Here is an 18608-nt window from a genome sequence, read left to right as displayed (position 1 = left end):
CCCAAAGGACTTCTCATCGCCGCGCTGATCGGCGTGGTGAGCATGGCGTTCCGAGTGTCGTGGAACGCGCTGCGCGACATCGCCGAGACGGTCGGAGCGGACGCCACGGCCGCGCTGCTCTACCCGTTCGTCGTGGACGGCTTGATGGCTCTCGCCCTGGTCGCCACCCTCCGCCTCACCGGCGACGATCGCCGGTTCGCGCTCCGCGTGCTCGCGACATACACGCTCGCCTCGCTCGCCCTGAACTACGTACACGGGCTGGCGCAGCTCGACGGCACGAGCGGGGACGGAGACCCGACGCAGCTCACCGTCTGGAGCCCCGCCAACTGGGCCCTGGTCCTGATGGCCACCTCGCTCCCCGTCGGCGCGATCTTCTTCGGCTCCGACCTGGTCGCCAAGGTGCTGCACCACCGGCCGGACGCTCAAGACGCCCGTACGGGCCACCGCGTACACCCCGCCGCCGGAACATCAGGCGTCGCCGTCCCGCCGCCACTGCCGTACGCCGCGTACGCGCAGGCCACACTCCGTACGCCCGATCCGTACGCGCCCCAGAACGCACCCCGTACGGAAGCCGTACGGCCGCCCCGCCAACCCGTACGCGGCGCGAACCCCGAGGCGTTCGCCAAGGCCGAGTTGCAGCGGGCCCGGCAGCGCGCCGAGCAGGCGTACGCCGATTCGCTCGACGCTGGGCGGCCCATCGGCCCGGCCGCGCTCGGCCGCGAGTTCGGGTTCAGCGAGGGCTGGGGCCGCAAGCGCATCAGGGCTGTTGAGGTGCGTCGCGAGGCTGAGGGCAGCCGCCTCGCCGCCGCCTCTTCCTGAGCCGCGCCGCACCCGCACACGTCACGTCGCGGGGCTCGGCGGCGGCCAGCCCCGTGCACCTCTTGAGGAGCGATGCACACCGTGTCGGACGACACCACGCCTGACCAACCCCGAATCAGCCCAGAAGGCCACGCCGAGGTCTTCGACATCGCCAACAAGCGCCCCGCGGAAGCCACCCCCGTGGACGGCCCGCAGCCCGTCGGCCCCGGCTTCCTGAGCCGTGTGGTCGGGGCCAAGCGGCGACCCGTCATCCCCGGCTGGCTCCGCTCTCGCACCGAACTGATCACCGCCGCTCGCTGGTTGGCGCGGCACTACGGCCACCTCGTGGCGTACCACGGCTGGCGAAGCCCCGTGTACGCCGCGCGGCTCATCGTCCAGTGCCCGCGCGGCGCGGCCCGTTTCGTCGGCGGGGCCATGCGGTGGGTCGCCGACGCGGAGGGCGAGCCGGTGCGGCTCGCGTCGGTTCGGCGCGAGGACGCGGCCGAGTATCTGAAGCTGTCGCGGCAGCGGGACAACCGGGTCCGACTGCGCACGCTCGTCGCCGTACTTGCCTCGCTGGCTGGCACCGGCACGGCCCTTGCGCTGTACGTCCTGGCGCCCAGTTGGCTCCAGTGGGTGTCCGTCGCCGCGTTAGTACTGGCGCTCGGCCAAGCGGGCAGTGAGGCGGACCAGCCGGTCACGACCCGCGCCGTCGAACTCCCCAAGGCCCAGAAGCTCACCAGTGACATGGTGCTGCGGGCTCTCGGCTCGCTCAGCATCAGTCAGGTCAACCAGGCCATCGCCAAGGGGCGCGAAGCGCTCGCGTTCACCGCGCCGATCAGCCGCGACGGGCCCGGCTGGCGCGCGGAGGGTGACCTGCCGTTCGGTGTGACCGTCGCCGACGTGATGGACCGCCGCGACCGACTCGCCTCCGCGCTGCGCCGGCCACTCGGGTGCGTGTGGCCCGAAGCGGTACCCGAAGAGCACACGGGGCGCCTGGTGCTGTGGGTCGGCGACCAGGACATGAACAAGGCCCAGCAACCGGCATGGCCGCTGGCCAAGTCGGGCCGGGTGGACCTGTTCGAGCCGGTTGCCTTCGCCACTGACCAGCGTGGCCGGTGGGTGCGGCTCACGCTGATGTACGTGGCGGGGATCATCGGCAGCGTGCCCCGGATGGGCAAGACGTTCCTACTGCGACTGCTGCTACTTATCGCCGCGCTCGACCCGCGCGCCGCGCTGTACACCTTCGACCTCAAGGGCACGGGTGACCTCGACCCGGTGGGTGACCAGGTCGCGCACCGGCACCGCGCCGGTGAGGACGCGGAGGACATCGAATACGCCCTGCACGCCTTGCGGGAACTCCGCGACGAGTTGCGCCGCCGGGCGAAGGTGATCCGCTCCCTCCCGCGCGACGTCTGCCCGGAGTCCAAGGTGACTACGGAACTGGCGTCGAAGCAGTCGCTTGGTCTGCACCCCATCGTGGTCGGTGTGGACGAGTGCCAGGTCTGGTTCGAGCACCCCACGCACGGTGGCGAGTTCGAGGAGATCTGTACAGACCTGGTCAAGCGCGGTCCTGCCACCGGCATCGTGCTGTTGCTGGCGACTCAGCGCCCCGACTCCAAGTCGCTCCCGACCGGCATCAGCGCCAACGCCGGCATGCGGTGGTGCCTCAAGGTCATGGGCCAGATCGAGAACGACATGGTCCTCGGCACCGGCGCCTACAAGCGGGGCGTGCGGGCCAACATGTTCGCCTGGGCTGACAAGGGCATCTGCTACTTCGTCGGCGAGGGCGAGGATGCTCGTATCGTCCGCTCCGTCTACGTGGACGCGCCCGCCGCCGAGGTCATCGCCCTGCGCGCCCGCACCCTCCGCCAGGAACTCGGCCTCCTCACCGGCCACGCCCTCGGCGAGACACCGGAGACCGCCCCCGCCGCGTCGTTCGACCTCCTCGCCGACATCCTCGCGGTCGTCGGCCCGAACGAGCCGAAGGTGTGGAGCGAGACCGTCGTTATCCGCCTCGCCGAGTTGCGACCCGAGGTCTACGACAGCTGGGAGGCCGAACAACTCGGCGCCGCGCTCAAGCCGTACGGCATCACCACCGGCCAGGTCTGGGGCACCGCCCCGGGCGGCAAGAAGGCCAACCGGCGCGGCATCACCCGTGCCCACATCACCGCTGCCCTCGCCGAACGTAACGGTCGACGGGCGGTGAGCTAGCCGCGCACCGCCGCTAGACCTAGCGCCCCACCCCGCTAGATCTAGCGGCCCCGCTAGCGGCTCTAATCCCTCCTGACCAGGCAACTAGCTGCTAGCAGCGCGCGCCGCACTCACCTTCCAACACACCTCGGAGGCCCTGCCGTGTCCCCTGCCCTGACCGCTAACGCCCTTCTCCTCTTCGTCACCCTCGGTTACGCGGCGCTCTGTGCCGTGAGCCCGTTCGGCGTCTGCCGCCGCTGCAAGGGCTTCGGCTGCTACGTGATCCACGACCGACGCGGCCGGGCCAAGCCCGGCAAGACCTGCCGACGCTGCAAGGGCGACCGCAAGCGCGTCCGCTTCGGCCGCCACCTCTTCAACGTCGCGAGCCGCGTCCACCGCGACGGCGCCCGCTGAACCCCTCACCCTCGCCCATCCCGATATCCCCGAAGGAGCTTCCCGTGGCCGTGTCCCTCTCCCTCGTCGTCGTCTTCGGTGGCGTGCTCGGTTTCCTGCTCAGGTTCCGGGCCGTCAGCGTCGGCAGCGCGTTCGTCGCCACCAGCTTCGGCTTCTACCTCGCCTCGACCGGCGCCGCCGAGCCCATCAACGAGTTCAACCTCGCCGTGATCCAGGCCCTCGGCGAGCTGTGACCCCCACCCACCACCAGACCAGGAAGGCACCCATCATGGACGGACAAATCACCCTCATGGCCGCAGCCGAACTCCGCGACGCCATCGCCGCCCGCGCCCGCGGTGAACTCCCCGCCGCCATCAACGCCCTGATAAACATCGACGCCGACTCCTGGCAGGCCATCGAGCACCGCCTCGCCACCCTCGGCGGGGACCTGCCCGCCTTGCTCAACGCCCTCGTCGGAGACAGGGCGTGACGGGCCCGCGCGACGCCGAGCCGCTGCCGTACGTGCCGTCCGGGCCGATCGCGAAGGAGCCGTGCCACTTCGTGCCGCAGGCCGATCGCGCTCGGGCGCTACGGGCCGAACTCCGCGCCGCCGGCGTCGAACTCGGCGCGTACGACGAGCGCATCATCGCCTGGCTCACCGGCTGGGAGTGGTCCACGGTCGCCGTCGTCGCGAGCCTGATCCACCGCGCCCACCGCAGGTAGCTACGCCCGGGGCGGCGGCACTCCCGTGCAAAGGACATCGCCACCGCCCCGGTCTCCCTGCCCGTCCGAAGACCAACAGGAGATCCCCATCATGACAGCCGAGGCCGTGCCGCCGCCGGCGAACCCCGTGCGGCACTCCGGCGGTGGCCGAGCGGCAGACCCGGCGGTCCCTTCGTGGACACCACCGCAGGACACCGACGCAGAACAGAGCGTCCTCGGAGCCATGCTGCTGTCCACGGCGGCCATCGAGGATGTGGCGGAGGTGATGGACGCCAGCGACCACTACCGCCCCGCCCACGAAACGATTCACCGCACCATCCGCGCCATGCACACCGACGGTCAGCCAGTGGATCCGATCACCCTCGCCCATCGACTCGCCGAACGCGGCGACCTCACACGCGTCGGCGGCCCGAGCTACCTGCACACCCTCGTGCAGGCCGTACCGACCACCGCGAACGCCGGGTACTACGCCGAGATCATCCGGGACAAGGCCGAGCGCCGCCGCCTCATCGAGACCGGAACCCGCATCGCGCACCTGGCCGCGGACCCCGGGGCGAACTCGACGGACGTCCGCGCGGCTGTCCTCGCAGAGGTCAACGAGCTGGCGACCGAGCCGACAGCAGCGGAGCCCCCAACGGCCAGCCCGCCCGGCCCGCCGAACCCGCTCTACGACGCCCATCCCGGTGTCCACCGCCCCCACCGGCCAGGCCCGACTCCGCACCCGGACGTGTTCTGCGGCTGGGTCGGCGAGACCGTACGCGAACTGGACGCCACCACCGAGGCCGACCCGGTCGCCGTACTCGCCAACCTCCTCTCGGCAGCGGGCGCGATCATCGGCCGCCGCCCGCACGTGATGGTCGGCAACGACCGCCACCCGTGCCTCATCTGGGCGCTCACCGTCGGTCCGACCTCATCGGGCCGCAAGGGATCGGCTACGTCCACCGCGCGCCGTGTGCTCGCCGAGGCCGTGCCCGACTTCTTCGGCCCGGACCACACCCCGAGCGGCCTCAACTCCGGCGAGGGCCTGATCGAGTACGTGAAGGACACCACCGACGAGGACGCCCGGCCCACCAGCACCGACAAGCGCCTGTGGGTGGTCGAGTCGGAGTACGCGGTGACCATGAGCCGCGGCCGACGTGAGGGCAGCAGCCTGCCCGGCGTGCTCCGGCAGGCGTGGGACGGCGACTCGCTCGGCTCCATGACCCGCGACTCCCTCAAGGCCACCGAACCGCACATCGCGATCCTGGGACACATCACCCCGGACGAGTTCCGCTCGAAGATGCAGGACTCGGAGTTGGCGGGCGGCACGTACAACCGCTTCCTGCCGATCTTCTGCCACCGCAACGCCCTGTTGCCCGGCTCACGCGGCGCGAGCCGCGAGCTGGTGGCCAACCTCGCCGCGGGCTGGCGCACGGTCCTGGCCGACGCGGCCCGCGTGGACGAGGTGGGGTTCAGCCCGGACGCCTGGGCCCTGTACTGCGAGGAGATCTACCCGTCTCTGAGCGACGACGCGGCGGGCGGCGCCATCGCCCAGTTCACGGGCCGTGCTGCGCCGTATGTGCAACGCGTGGCCATGGTCTACGCGCTGTGCGACCACACGGCCACCATCACCGAGCACCACATGCGCGCGGCCTGGCACCTCCTGCGCTACGCCCGTGCCTCCGCCGTCCACCTCCTCGGTGACGCCAGCGGCGATCCACGCGTGGACAAGCTGGCCGCCGCCGTCCGCGCGGCCGGCGGCGACGGCCTGACGGGCAAGGCCGTCCACAGGCTGTTCAAAAACCAGAGCAAGGCCGAACGCGACCGCATCACCGCCGCCCTCCTCGCCCAACCCGGCTACACCCGCACCCAACGCCCCACCGGTGGCCGCCCCACCACCGTGCTCACCTACACCGGCTGAGGCGCGAAGGGCACAAAGGGCGGCATCCGCCGCGACCTGCGAAATCGCTGATCAAGAAGCCAGCCAAGAAGCGGGGCGCCATCTCTGGCCGTCCCGGCGGGCCTGGCCTTAGCGCCGGCCTTCCCGTCCCGCTTCGCACCCGGCGAACCCGCAGCTCAGACGGCTTTCTGCCCTTCGCGTCTTTATGCCCCCAGCGCGCCCGAAGGGGCATTTCGATGGCGCTCCTCCCCACCCACACCCCGCAGCACCTCGGAGACGCTTCATGACCCTCGCGGTACCCGAACCTCCCGCTCCGCTGCTCTACCGCGTACCCGACGCCATGAAGACGCTCCGCGTGTCCAAGGACACCCTTTACCGCCTCATCCGGACGGGTCGCCTCCGCACCGTCAAGGAAGGCCGCGCCCGGCTCATCCCCGCATCAGCCCTACACGAGTACGTCGCTCTGCTGGAGCGCGAGGCAGGAGATGACACGTGACCAAGCGTCGAAGCCGCGGAGACGGCGGCCTGCACTGGGACGACAAGCGTCAGCGCTGGATCGCCACCGCGAGCCTTGGCTACGACGCCAGCGGCAAGCGCATCGTCAAGCGTGGCAGTGGTCGGACGAAGACCGAGGCGAAAGCCAAGCTGAAAGAGGTGCTTCGCGACTACGAGGACGGTATCGCGATCGCGCCCACCGGCTACACGGTCAAGGACGCGGTGGCCAACTGGCTCGCCTTCGGACTGACGGTCGTGGACGCTGCCACGGTGAGCAACTACACCACGCTGTGCGAAAAGCACGTCATCGCCAGCCTCGGCGCTCGAAAACTGCGGGACCTCAGCGCGGACGACGTTGACAAGTGGCTGGCGGCCAAGGCGAAGACGCACAGCACGCGCACGCTGCGGCTCCTGCACTCGTGCCTCAACCGCGCCGTGAAGCGAGCCATGGCCAGGGACAAGGTGAAGCGCAACGTAGTCGAGCTGTGCTCCGTTCCGAAGGGCCAGGCCGGGCGCCCCTCGAAGGCGCTCAACCTGGCTCAAGCGGGTGCCGTGCTCGACGCGGCTGCGGATTCGCGCCTGCATGCGTACATCGTGGTCGCGTTGCTTGCTGGCGCTCGAACCGAGGAACTGCGGGCACTCACCTGGAGCCACGTGGACCTCGAAGGTACGGGCCCGGGGAACGTGCCACACATCGCGGTGTGGCGCTCGGTACGGGCCAGCGGGGACACGAAGACCCGGAAGTCTCGCCGGACACTCGCTCTGCCCGGGCGTTGCGTCGCGGCCCTCGGCGAGCATCGGCAACGCCAGGCCGCGCAGCGTCGGGCGGCTGGTGAGCGCTGGGCTGAACACGATCTGGTGTTCACCTCGGCGGTCGGCACGGCACTCGACGCGTCGAACGTCCGCAAGTACTTCCGGCAGGTGCTCGCCACCGTCGACGGGATCGATCCGGAGGACTGGACGCCAAGGGAACTCCGGCACAGCTTCGTCTCGCTGCTCTCCGACAAGGGCATCCCCGTCGAGGAGATCGCCCGACTCGTCGGCCACTCCAGCACGAGCGTCACGGAGACGGTCTACCGCAAGCAGATCAGGCCCGTGATCCAGACGGGCGCGGTGGCCATGGACGAGATCTTCGAACCGTAGTCACGCAGATAGACACGCAATAACAAGAGGGGCCCCGATTCGGGGCCCCTCATCTGCGCGCTCGGCAGGATTCGAACCTGCAACCTCTTGATCCGTAGTCAAGTGCTCTATCCGTTAAGCTACGAGCGCTTACTTCCCGGCGTTTTCTTGCCCGGTCGGCGTTGCGGGAACAACATTACATGACCTGCGCCGCGAGGTGAAATCCATTCCCTCGACCCGCTCTGACCTGCGGAAATGCCCGTAGAGCATGATCGGCACCGAGGAAGCGCGGCGGTCGCGCACCAGTGGCCGGGAGGGGCGAGGGGCCGAACGCGCCACGGGGTGCGACTGGCCGCCGTACGCCGGCCTCCGCCCGCGCAGGCCCCGTCCGGCCCAGCACACACCCCCACCCTCACCCCGCTCCCAGCGCGTGATCGCGCCCGGGCGCCGCCGGAGCGTCCGCGGGAAAAGGACAGGGGCATGGGGAAAGCACGGGGGCGCGGACGACGGGCGCGGGCCGTACGGGCGGCTCGCGTGGTTGCCGTCACACCGAGCCAAGCCGAGCCGAACCGAGCAGAGCCGGCCCAAGCCGAGCAGAGCCAAGCCACGCCGACCGGAGCCGAGCCGGGTCGGACCGACCCGCGCCGGAAAGCCCACCCCGCGCGGAAGGTCCGCCCCGTGCCGGAAGGTCCGCCCCGCGCCGGAAAGCCCACCCCGCACGGAAGGCCCGCCCCCGCGCCGGAAAGCCCACCCCGCGCGGAAGGCCCTGCCCGGGCCCGGGCGGGGGCAAAAGCTTCGGGCAACGCAAAAGCCCCGGCCGTGCGAGACGGTCGGGGCTTTGTACAGAGCGGAGGCTCCGGGATTTGAACCCGGGATGGGGGGTTACCCCAAACCGCATTAGCAGTGCGGCGCCATAGACCAGACTAGGCGAAGCCTCCATACACGGACCACGCGAGCGCGCGGCGTGTGTGCAGATGATGGCACAGCCCTGCGGGCTGTCACCAATCGCGGCCTACGGTACTCGGCGTTTGGCCGGGGCGGCAAAGGCGTATCGCTGCCGCGAGGGTGGTTTTTTTGGTGCTTTCCGGCGATTCGTCGCTTCGTAGCGGACTTCCTGCGCAACGGACACCCCACCGGCGCGTTAGTCGGACAAGGGCGCGCCGCGCCCCGTAGTCGCACGATCTTGGAGTCCTGGATGTCACCGCACCGCCTCTTCGTCGCCGCCGCAGCCGCCGCGGCCGTGGTTCCCGCCTTACTGAGCGTCGCGCCGCACGCCGCGGCCAAGCCGCTGCCGGTTCCGGCGCCCGGGCCCGCGCACCACCTCACCGTCACGGTGTCGGACACCGGCGAGGTCGCGGACCAGCGGACGTACCACCTCTACTGCCACCCGACCGGTGGCAACCACCCGGACCCCGCGGCGGCCTGCGCCGAGGTGTCCAAGAAGACGGTGTGGGGGGCCGACCCGTTCGCGCCGGTGGCGAAGGGGACGGCTTGCACCAAGATCTACGGTGGGCCGGCCACGGCGCACGTCGGCGGGCGTTGGTCGGGGCGGCCGGTCAGCGCCGACTTCTCGCGCGTGGACGGCTGCGAGATCAGCCGGTGGAACAAGTTCGCGACGTTGTTGGGGACCCCCCGCAACTGATGGCCCGGCCCCGGCCCGGCGCGCTCGGCGCGGGGTCTCGGCCCGGAGCGTTCGGTGGGACCTCGTGCCCCCGCCCAGGATCTCGGTCCCGGACGGGGGCACGTTTCTGACGGCGTGCCATCGCCCCGTTCCCGACGTCGCTCGCAGTGGCGGCCTTTCGGGCATGTTTGCCATTTCCGAAGTTCTTTGTGGTTTCTTCGATTCGGTGATGTTCGCGGTTATTCCCTCTTGCTCGCCGCGATTCCGTGGCGAATCGCGCGTATCGGCTCCGTGGCGCGTCGCGCGCGCCGGCTCCGTACCTCCGCGCGTGTCGGCGCCGTACGGGCCGCGTGTCGCCCTGATTCCGGCCGCGTACGGGGCCGGGGGACGCGGTCGGCGCGGGATGGAGGGGGGTGTGGGGAGGTCGGGCTGGTCCTGGTTCGGGGGCGAGCGTGGGGCCCGGCGAGGTTTGCCCCAGGGTGCGCCACGCGCGTCGCGGCTCACGCTCATCCGCCGCCGCGTCGAGGGCACCTGCCCGTAGACTCCTCCCCTAGTGACACCAGCGGGACGGGCGGCAGGATGGCGCCGGGTGTCCGCACGGAGCGTAGATCTGGGAGGAAGCGTCGTCGTGAGCAGCAGGCCATCGCGAGGCGCTGCTCGCCTCGCGGCGATACTCGACGCGCTGCCCGACGCCCTGTTGCTCGTCAACGCCAACGGCACCGTCGTCAACGCCAACCACATCGCCCTGGAGACCTTCGAGGCGCCGGGAACGGCGCTGGTCGGGCGGGGGTTGCTCGACCTGTTGCCGTCCTTCGACTCCAAGCGCATCCCCGGTTCGATGCGGCCGAGCGGCGAGGTCGAGGGCGTCCGGACGAAGCCGACCCGCATGATCGCGCGGCGGACCGACGGCATCCAGTTCCCGGTCGAGGTGACCAGCGCCAACCTGGAGGACGGCCGCACCCCGTACGTGGACCACCACAGCTACACCGGTGACGAGCTGCTCATGCTCGTCGTGCGCGACCTGACCGGCACGCTGGACACCGAGGCCGAACTCGCCCGGCAGCAGCGGCAGACCGAGATGATCCTGCGGGCCGCGGCCGAGGGCGTGGTGGGCGTGGACATCGAGGGCAAGGTCGTCCTCGTCAACCCGTCGGCCGCGCAGATCCTCGGCTACCGGGCCAGCGACCTCGGCGGGCAGGAGTTGCACCCGCTGGTCCAGCACACGCGCGCGGACGGCACGCCGTTGCCGTACGAGGAGACGCCGCTCGCCGACACGTTGCGCTCGGGCCGCAAGCACCGGGTGCGGGGGCAGGTGCTGTGGGCCAAGGACGGCCGGGCGGTGCCGGTGGACCTGACGACGGCGCCGGTGCGGGACGGCGAGCAGTTGGTGGGCGCGGTGATGACGTTCACCGACCGGCGCTCGTACGACGCGCTGGCCGCGCGGCACGCGCAGCTCCTCGCCGTGCTCGACGTCTCGCTGCGCGGGCCGTTGGCCGAGCTGCGCGGTGAGCTGGGCGGGCTCGCCGCCGACCCGGCCGGGCAGTTGTGGCCCGAGGCCAACCAGGTGCTGCACTACCTCGCCGCGGGCTACGCGCGCATGACGACGTTGGTCGACAACGTCCTCAGCTACCAGCGGCTCGCGGCCGGCAAGGAGCGGCTCGCGCGCGAGACGGTGTCGCTGGACGCGGTGGTGGCCGCCGGCGTCGAGGGCGCGATCGAACTCATCGGCCCGGGCCGGGCGCAGTTCGCGGTGCACGCGCCGCCCATCGAGGCCGAGGTGGACCCCGTACGGCTGGCGCAGGCGCTCGCCCATCTGATCGCGGACGTGGCCGGGCTGGACGCGACCGGCAACGCGCTGGCGATCGGGGGGGCGGCGGTGCGGGACCCGGGGGCGCACGGCGCGCCGGGGGGCGCGCCCCAGCCGGCCGCCGCGCCCGGCGACTCGACGATCGTGGTGGCGGCGGCGCAGCGCGGCGATGTCGTACGGATCGAGGTGCGCGGCCCGCACCCGGGTGGCGACCCGGTGCACGAGCCGATCGTGCGCGGCATCGTCCGCAAGCACGGCGGCGTGTTGCAGACGCACGAGATGCCGGGCATGGGCGGCAGCGCGTACGTGCTCGAAGTGCCGGTCTCCGCCGACGGCAAGCCGCTGACCAGCGGGCGGGCGGACACCGACGACAGCACGGGCGCGGTGCGCGTCCCCGTGGACCAGGAGAACTCCACCACCGTGATGCCGGTGCCCAAGGAGCCGGCGCGCGGTACGGACGGCGCGCGGGCCGCGGGCGTCGCCGGGGGTGCCGACGCCGCCGGTGGCGCGCCGTCGTCCGGGCGTCGGGCGCGTCGCGCGGGCGGCGAGGGCGAGGCGGCGGGCCAGGGAACGCCGGGCGGCGCGCCGGGCGCGGCCGGGAGTGGTGATGGTGACGACGGTGGCGCCGACGCCGATGCGGGCGCGCGGCAGCGGCCCACGGGGCGCCGGCGCGCGCGCCGTGACCCCGCCGAGGAGCAGCCCGCTGGCCAGGGTGGCGAGGCCGGCGCGGGCGGCATCCCGGTCGGGCCCGGCATTCCGGTGGGGCCGGGCGCGCGGGGCGCGGCCGGGCCGGCGGCGACGGACGAGGCCAGCAGCGGTCAGCGGCGCCGGGCGAACCGGCACGCGCGCGGCGACGGCGGTACGGGCCAGGCGCCGGGCGAACCCGGGAAGATGGGCGCCGTCGAGGGGCCGGCCGGCCCCGACGACGGGCCGCGCGCCGGCGACGCCCGGCCGGTGCCCGCGCAGGGCCTGCCGGCCGGCGGACCCGCCCCCACCGGGCGGCGGGCCAGGCGCGGCCCGCAGGGCGGCGAAGCGGACGCCGCCGCCCCGGGCCCGGGCCAGCGGTCCGACCCGCGACACGGCGGCCAGCTCGCCGTGCCGGCGCAGGGCCAGCCGGGCGGCCCGGGCCAGCCGGGTCAGCCGGGCGGTGGCGCCGACGGGCGGCGCGGCGCGCACGCCGGCCGGCACGAACAAGCGGGCCAGCCGGGCCAGGCCGACGCGGCGGGCCAGGCGGGGCAGGCGAACCAGGCCGGGCACGCGGGCCAACCGGGGCGGCGGCCCGAGCAGTTGGCGGCCGGTACTGGTCAGGGCGGTACAGGTCAGGGCGGTACTGCTCAGGGCGGCGCGTTGGCGCTGCCGCCCGCCGCGAGCGACGCGCGGGGCGGGCCGCAGGGGCCGGGCGGCCTGGAGCCGGCCGCGCTCCTCGGCGCGGCGGGCCGACCGGGCGGGCGCCCGGCGAACCCCGAGACGGGACGTACGGAGCAGGGGCCGGGCCAGGCCGGGGCGGACCCGCGCTCCGGGGGTTGGGCCGCCGCGCCCAGTGGTGGGCCGGCGGCGGCGATGGACCCGCAGCAGCCGGGCGACGGGTCGCGGCAGGGCGAGGCGGCACAGGGCGACGGGTCGCAGGGCACGGGGCGGCGGCGGGCGCGTCGAGCGCTCGGCGAGGCGGCCGAGCACTCCGTACCGCAGCAGGCACACCCGCAGGGCCCGGACCAGGGCCCGCCGCGGGGACCGGGCCAGCGGGCGGGCTCCGGGCAACAGCCGATGGCGCAGCAGCAGGCGCACGAGGTGGCGGCCGGGCGGGTGCCGTTCGCGCTGCCGCCGGCGGCGGCCGACCAGCAGGACGCGGGAGGCCAGGGCACGCCGCCGCAGGGCCTCGGCCCGGTCGGCATGGTGCCCGCGCAGTCCGCGTACGGCGCGACCGGCCCCGCCGCGCAGGGCGGGCCGGGCCAGGCCGGCGGCGCCGGCGCGGCGGGCGCGCCGTGGCCGCCCGGCGTTCCGGAACCGCGCGCCGAGGCCGTGCCCCCGTGGGCCGGGCCGCACGACCCCGAGGCGCAGCGACAGCGGCCCGGCGCGACCGTCGGCAACGGGCCGTACGACCAGGGCCCGCCGGGACAGCAGGCCCAGCGACCGCCGCAGGGCGCGGGCCAGCACGGGCCCGGCCAGCAGGGTCAGGGGCAGCGGCGCGCGCGGCGCCCGCTCGCGGACGAACAGCCGCGCCCCGGCACCGACGGGCACGACGGCCAGCCCGGGCACCCCGGCCACCTCGGCCATGCGGGTCAGCCCGGACAACCCGGTCAGCCCGGTCAGCCCGGTCAGCCCGATGTCCGGTCGCAGGGCGGCCGGCCCGGTGAGCAGCCGCCGACCGGGCGGCGCCCGCTCGGCGACCCGAGCGGCGCCGGGCAGGCCGCCACGGGCGGTGACGCGGCGCGCGCCGCCGACCCGTGGGGCGGCCGACCCGCGCTGCCCGGCACCGGCCCGCAGCGCGGCGAGCCCCAGCACGGCGACCCGCACCGGGGCGACCCGCACCGAGGTGAGCCCTCGCACGACACGCAGGGCCGCCCGATCAGCGTGCGCACGCTCGGCCAGGGCATGCCCTTCGCGCAGGCCATCCCCGACCCGACGGCCCCACCCCAGCAGCCGCACCACCCCGCGCAGGGTGGCCAGCCCCCGCACGGGGCGGGCCAGCCGCCCGCGGGCGGGGCGGCCGGTTCGGGTCGGCGCCGCAAGCTGGCGGCGCGCCCCGACGCGGGGTACCCGGACCCGAACGGGCCCGAAGCCGGCCCCGATGCCGCGGGTCAGGGCCGGGACGGTGAGCCGACGGGGACGGGCCGGCCGGACGGCGCGGCGCTGCCCGGCCTGGCGCAGCCGCCGCACCGCGCGCAGCAGCCGATGCCGCAGGCCGCCCCGCACCACCCCGGCCAGCAGCCGCCGCAGCAGCGGCTGGCCTCCGGCGCCGGGCGGGCGTTCGCCATAGGCGCGCCGGACGAGGGCGCCGAGGGCCCCGAGCCGCTGGACGGGCCCAACGGCGCGGTCGAGGTCGTGGACGACCACCGCCCGCCGATGGACGACGAGTTGCCGCCCGAGCCGCTGGACAACCCGCGCCGGCTGCTGGTCTGGCCGGCCCCCGACATGTCCACGCAGCAGGCGCTGAGCGACCGGGGCTACCGGCCGGTGATCGTGCACTCGCGCGAGGAGGTCGACGCGCAGATCGCCGCCTACCCCGCGGCGCTGTTCGTGGACCCGCTGACCGGCCCGATCACGCGCACGGCGCTCCAGTCGCTGCGCACGGCGGCGGTGGCGGCCGAGGTCCCGGTGCTGGTGACGGCCGGACTCGGGCAGGCGACGCGGGAGGCGGCGTACGGCGCCGACCCGGCCGTGCTGCTCAAGGCGCTGGCCCCGCGCGACAGCGAGCAGCACCCGCCACGGGTGCTGCTGATCGAGGAGCACGAGCCGATCGCGGGCGCGCTGTCGGAGACGTTGCAGCGGCGCGGCATGCAGGTGGCCCGCGCGAACACGGACGCCGAGGCGGTCAACCTCGCCGCCCAGACCCGGCCCAACCTCGTGGTCATGGACCTCATGCAGGTACGTCGTCGGCGCGCCGGCATCGTGGACTGGCTCCGTGGCAACGGGCTGCTCAACCGCACCCCGCTCGTCGTCTACACCTCCGCCGACATCGACCCCGGCCAACTCTCCCGGCTCACCTCCGGCGAGACCGTGCTCTTCCTCGCCGAACGCTCGACCAGCCCCGAGGTGCAGGGCCGCATCGTGGACCTCCTCGCCAAGATCGGCACGAACTAGCGCCGACCCGGCCCCACCCCGGCGGGCGCCCGCTCGTCGGGCGTCCGTTCGGCCGGCGCCCCCTCCGGCGCCGGCCCACGCCGCCGTAGGCCCGTACGCCCGCGCCGCCATCGCCCGTGCGCCCGCGTGCCCGTACGCCCGCGCCCGCTCGCTCGTACGCCCGCGCGCCCGCGCCCGACGCCCCCCACCCGGCCGCCGCACGCCCTCACCGCACGCCCACGGCCGCACCCACCGCGCGCTTCCCCGCGACCCGCATTCGCCCCTAGAAACATAGCCCACTAGCTTGCTAGCATCGCTGCCGTGAGTGACGAAGAGGTCAAGCAGTTCAACGTGTACGTGCCGGTCGGGCTGATCAAGCAGGTGAAGCACCACGCCATCGAGACGGGTCAGTCCCTGTCGGCCGTGGTCACGGACGCGCTACGCGCCTACCTCGACGACACCCACGGGCAGCGACAGCAACCGTCTGACAAGGAGAGCTGAGATGGCGACCGAGGGGATCGAGGCCGTGTTCCTGGAGACGCACAACTGGGGGAAGGCGGCGAGGTTCTGGCAGTCGATGGGGTACGAGCTGGAGTTCGCGACGGACCACCAGTCGGGTCAGCTCCGCAACGGCGACGGGCCGTACGTCTTCATCGCCGAGGTTCCCGAGGACCGGGAGCCGCGTACCCGGATCGTGTTGAAGGTGGCCGACGCGCGGGCGCTCGACCTGGACGCCGACGTCGAGGTGGTCACGCCGTTCGAGAAGACGCACTACGGGACCGCCGAGATGACCGTCCGCGACCCCGACGGGCGGCTGTGGAGCCTCCAGGCTCCGGCGTAGCGCCAGCGCGACCACCGGCGTGGGCACCGGACAGCGGAGGGAGCGGGTCAGCGTGGACGAGGACAAGAGCGTGCCGGACCACACGGCGGTGCGGGTGGCCCTGTGGCGGGCCCTGCACGTACGGGTGGACCCGCCACCGCACGTGCTCCGGGATGAGGTCGGGCTGCGGCTGGCCGGGCCCGGCGCAAACTGGCGGCGGCGGCCGGACATGGACCCGCTGGCCAGCGGCGGCGCGCGGGCGGCCATCGTGGCCCGCGCGCGCTTCGTCGAGGACCTGGTCGCCGAGCGGGCGGGCCACGGGGTCGACCAGTACGTCGTGCTGGGCGCCGGGCTCGACAGCTTCGCCCAGCGCAGGTCGCAGGCCGCCGCCGGGGTGCGGGTCTTCGAGATCGACCAGCCGGCCACCCAGGAGTGGAAGCGCCGGCGCTTGGCGGAGCTGGGCTACCCGACGGCCGACGCGGCGCACGACGGGCCACCCGACGGGCCGCACCTGGTGCCGGTGGACTTCGAGGCGGGCGAGGACTGGTGGGAGCGGCTCGCCGACGCCGGTTTCGACCGAGCCCGGCCGGCGGTCGTGGCCTGCACCGGGGTCACGCTGTACCTCACGAAGGAGGCCACCGCCGACACCCTGCGCCGGCTCGCCCGGCTGGCCCCCGGCTCGACGCTCGCGATGACGTTCCTGCTGCCGGCCGAGCTGATCAACCCCGCCGACCGCGCCATGCTGGAGGCGACCAAGGTCAGGGCGCGCGCGGCCGGGACGCCGTTCATCGGGTTCTACGCCCCGGACGAGATGCTGGCCCTGGCCCGCGACGCCGGCTTCCGTCACGTCCGCCACCTGCCCGGGGCCGCGCTGGCGGACCGCTACTCCGCCGACCGGACCGACGGCCTGCGCCCCTCCAGCGGGGAGGACTTCCTGCTGGCCAGCGTCTGACGCCCCACGGGGGCCAGCGTCTGACGCCTCACGGTCCGGCGGTCTGGCGTCCCACGGGTCCGGCGGCGAAAAATCCACGGGCCGGGCGGTGCACCGGCTGTTAGCCTGCTTCGTATGCAGTATCTGTTCTTCCTCTGATCGGGCCACCGGCTCCGCCGCCCCCTCGTGGTGGGCGCGCCGAGAGCCGTGACGTCGTCCACGGCCCCCGCCCGTTCCGGGCCGGGCCGCCCGTCAGCCCGAAGGCGCACACACCCCGCTCGTACGCGGCTGGTCACTCCCCTCGTACGCGGGTGGCCTCCCCTCCCGTACGCGGGTGCCGTGCGCCCGTTTCCGGAGGAAGAACACCATGCCCACCCTTGCCTTGCCAGCCCGCGACCGGGCCCAGTTGACGTGCGCCGACGTCCACGTCGCGCGCGGTGGCCGCACCGTGCTGCGCCACCTCGACCTCCAGGTCTCGCCAGGGGCGCGCTGGGGCGTCGTCGGCGAGAACGGCCGCGGCAAGTCCACCCTGCTGCACGTCCTGGCCGGCGCCCTGGTGCCGGACGCGGGGACCGTGCACCGCGTGGGGACCCTCGCGCTGGCCGAACAGCAGATGCCCGCCGACGACGGGCGCACCGTCGGCGACTTCATCGACGAACACCTCTCCGACGCCCGCGCCGCCGTACGCGACCTCGACGCCGCCGCTGCCGCCCTGGCCGCCGGCCGGCCCGGCGCCGACGCGGCGTACGCGAACGCCCTGGAGGCGGCGCAGGCGCTGGACGCCTGGGACGCCGACCGCCGGGTCGACGTGGCGCTCGCCGGCCTCGGCGCGGTCAGCGACCGCGCCCGCCCGCTCGACACGCTCTCCATCGGCCAGCGCTACCGGGTCCGGCTGGCCTGCCTGCTCGGCGCCGACGACGACTTCCTGCTCCTGGACGAGCCGACCAACCACCTCGACCTCGCCGGGCTCCACTTCCTCACCGAGCGGCTGCGCGCGCACGCCGGCGGCTCCGTCGTGGTCAGCCACGACCGGGCGCTGCTCGCGGACGTGGCCACCCACGTGCTCGACCTCGACCCCACCCGGGACGGCCGGCCGCGCGTCTACGGCGGCGGGTACGACGGGTACCGGGAGGGCCGCGCGGCCGAACGGGCCCGCTGGGCGGCGGAGTACGAGCAGCAGCAGGCCGAGCACGTGCGGCTCGCGCAGGCGCTGTCCGAGGCGCAGAACCGGCTCAGCACCGGTTGGCGCCCCGACAAGGGCACCGGCAAACACCAGCGCGCCACCCGCGCCGGCGCGCTGGCCCGCGCCGTGCACCGGCGCCAGGACGACCTGGCCCGACACCGGGTCACCGCGCCGGTGCCGCCCCGCCACCTGGCGCTGCCCGAACTGCCGGCCCGCCCCGGCGTCGTGCTGCTGCGCGCGGACGAGGTGGCCGTGGCCGGGCGGCTGCACCGGCCGGTCAGCCTGGCCCTGGAGTCGGGCGACCGGCTGGCCGTCAGCGGCCCCAACGGCGCGGGCAAGTCCACGCTCCTGGCCGTACTGGCCGGCGAACTCGCCCCCGACGCCGGCCGGGTGCACCGGCCGCACGGCGTACGCCTCCACCTGCTCGGGCAGGAGTCGCCGCGCGCCACCGGCGAGCGGGCCCGCGAACTGTACGAGGCGCACACCGCGCGGCTGGTCAGCGCCGGCGTCCTGGCGGCGGGCGAGATCGTCGGGCTCGGCGCGCTCGGGCTGCTCGGCGCGCGGGACGCGAACAGGCCGGTGGCCGAGTTGTCGATGGGCCAACAGCGGCGCCTCGACCTCGCGCTGGCCCTCGCGTCCCGGCCGCACGTCCTGCTGCTCGACGAGCCCACCAACCACCTGTCCATCGCCCTGGTCGACGAACTCACCGAGGCGCTGCGGGCCACCGCCGCGGCCGTCGTCCTGGCCACCCACGACCGCCAGCTCCAACGCGACGTCAGCTCCTGGCCGCACCTGGCCCTGACGCCGCACCGGCTCCCGCTGTCGGCCACGGGCCCGCGCCCGTAGCGGGCCCCGTACGCCGC

General features: G+C 74.1%; 15 protein-coding genes and 2 tRNA genes. 15 read left to right on the top strand and 2 right to left on the bottom strand.

Annotation, left to right across the window (positions count from 1 at the left end; all coding sequences use genetic code 11):
• Positions 1-42: 42 nt before the first annotated feature.
• The 9 genes from AC3CHW_RS17315 to AC3CHW_RS17275 all read left to right on the top strand — a co-directional run bounded on the left by AC3CHW_RS17315 (position 43) and on the right by AC3CHW_RS17275 (position 7624).
• A complete protein-coding gene (locus tag AC3CHW_RS17315) occupies positions 43-819 on the top strand; it encodes a DUF2637 domain-containing protein (RefSeq protein ID WP_488471085.1) in 777 nt (258 codons plus the stop codon).
• A 72-nt stretch (positions 820-891) separates the two neighbouring features.
• Positions 892-3012, top strand: coding sequence for a cell division protein FtsK (locus tag AC3CHW_RS17310; RefSeq protein ID WP_488467029.1), 2121 nt, complete (start codon positions 892-894; stop codon positions 3010-3012).
• A gap of 141 nt (positions 3013-3153) precedes the next feature.
• The gene (locus tag AC3CHW_RS17305; protein ID WP_488467028.1) at positions 3154-3405 is read left to right on the top strand and encodes a hypothetical protein; all 252 of its coding nucleotides are present in this window, start codon (positions 3154-3156) and stop codon (positions 3403-3405) included.
• A gap of 44 nt (positions 3406-3449) precedes the next feature.
• The gene (locus AC3CHW_RS17300; RefSeq protein WP_488467027.1) at positions 3450-3638 is read left to right on the top strand and encodes a hypothetical protein; all 189 of its coding nucleotides are present in this window, start codon (positions 3450-3452) and stop codon (positions 3636-3638) included.
• Positions 3639-3673: 35 nt separating this feature from the next.
• Positions 3674-3874, top strand: coding sequence for a hypothetical protein (locus AC3CHW_RS17295; protein WP_488467026.1), 201 nt, complete (start codon positions 3674-3676; stop codon positions 3872-3874).
• On the top strand, positions 3871-4107 hold the full coding sequence (locus AC3CHW_RS17290) for a hypothetical protein (RefSeq protein ID WP_488467025.1): 237 nt from the start codon (positions 3871-3873) through the stop codon (positions 4105-4107). Before AC3CHW_RS17295 ends, AC3CHW_RS17290 begins: the two co-directional genes overlap by 4 nt.
• 223 nt (positions 4108-4330) lie before the next feature.
• Positions 4331-6007: a DnaB-like helicase N-terminal domain-containing protein gene (locus AC3CHW_RS17285; RefSeq protein WP_488467024.1), complete on the top strand. Its 1677-nt coding sequence runs from the start codon at positions 4331-4333 to the stop codon at positions 6005-6007.
• Between the two features lie 262 nt (positions 6008-6269).
• On the top strand, positions 6270-6482 hold the full coding sequence (locus AC3CHW_RS17280) for a helix-turn-helix domain-containing protein (RefSeq protein ID WP_488467023.1): 213 nt from the start codon (positions 6270-6272) through the stop codon (positions 6480-6482).
• The gene (locus AC3CHW_RS17275; RefSeq protein ID WP_488467022.1) at positions 6479-7624 is read left to right on the top strand and encodes a site-specific integrase; all 1146 of its coding nucleotides are present in this window, start codon (positions 6479-6481) and stop codon (positions 7622-7624) included. The genes AC3CHW_RS17280 and AC3CHW_RS17275 overlap by 4 nt, the downstream gene beginning before the upstream one ends.
• Before the next feature lie 56 nt (positions 7625-7680).
• Here AC3CHW_RS17275 and AC3CHW_RS17270 read toward each other — a convergent pair.
• Positions 7681-7753: transfer RNA gene (locus AC3CHW_RS17270), tRNA-Arg, on the bottom strand.
• Between the two features lie 698 nt (positions 7754-8451).
• Positions 8452-8541 (bottom strand) — tRNA-Ser (locus tag AC3CHW_RS17265).
• A gap of 257 nt (positions 8542-8798) precedes the next feature.
• Between AC3CHW_RS17265 and AC3CHW_RS17260 the strand changes: the two genes are divergently transcribed.
• The 6 genes from AC3CHW_RS17260 (at position 8799) to AC3CHW_RS17235 (ending at position 18591) form a co-directional block, all read left to right on the top strand.
• On the top strand, positions 8799-9245 hold the full coding sequence (locus tag AC3CHW_RS17260; RefSeq protein WP_398608258.1) for an SSI family serine proteinase inhibitor: 447 nt from the start codon (positions 8799-8801) through the stop codon (positions 9243-9245).
• A 607-nt stretch (positions 9246-9852) separates the two neighbouring features.
• A complete protein-coding gene (locus tag AC3CHW_RS17255) occupies positions 9853-14832 on the top strand; it encodes a response regulator (protein ID WP_488467021.1) in 4980 nt (1659 codons plus the stop codon).
• A gap of 300 nt (positions 14833-15132) precedes the next feature.
• Positions 15133-15312, top strand: a complete 180-nt coding sequence (locus tag AC3CHW_RS17250; protein ID WP_398608260.1) for a ribbon-helix-helix domain-containing protein — start codon at positions 15133-15135, stop codon at positions 15310-15312.
• A gap of 1 nt (position 15313) precedes the next feature.
• Positions 15314-15652: a VOC family protein gene (locus AC3CHW_RS17245; protein ID WP_387604662.1), complete on the top strand. Its 339-nt coding sequence runs from the start codon at positions 15314-15316 to the stop codon at positions 15650-15652.
• A gap of 52 nt (positions 15653-15704) precedes the next feature.
• Positions 15705-16583 (top strand): class I SAM-dependent methyltransferase, encoded by an 879-nt coding sequence (locus AC3CHW_RS17240; RefSeq protein WP_488467020.1) that lies wholly within the window; start codon positions 15705-15707, stop codon positions 16581-16583.
• Positions 16584-16929: 346 nt separating this feature from the next.
• Positions 16930-18591 carry an ABC-F family ATP-binding cassette domain-containing protein gene (locus AC3CHW_RS17235; RefSeq protein ID WP_488467019.1) on the top strand — a complete coding sequence of 554 codons (1662 nt, stop codon included), beginning with the start codon at positions 16930-16932 and terminating at the stop codon, positions 18589-18591.
• The last annotated feature ends 17 nt before the right edge of the window (positions 18592-18608 follow it).

This window comes from Streptomyces sp. MGP-BFMKR1 (genome assembly GCF_057766585.1).
The sequence above is the reverse complement of the archived record's forward strand: the minus strand, read 5'-3'. Positions and strand labels throughout refer to the sequence as shown.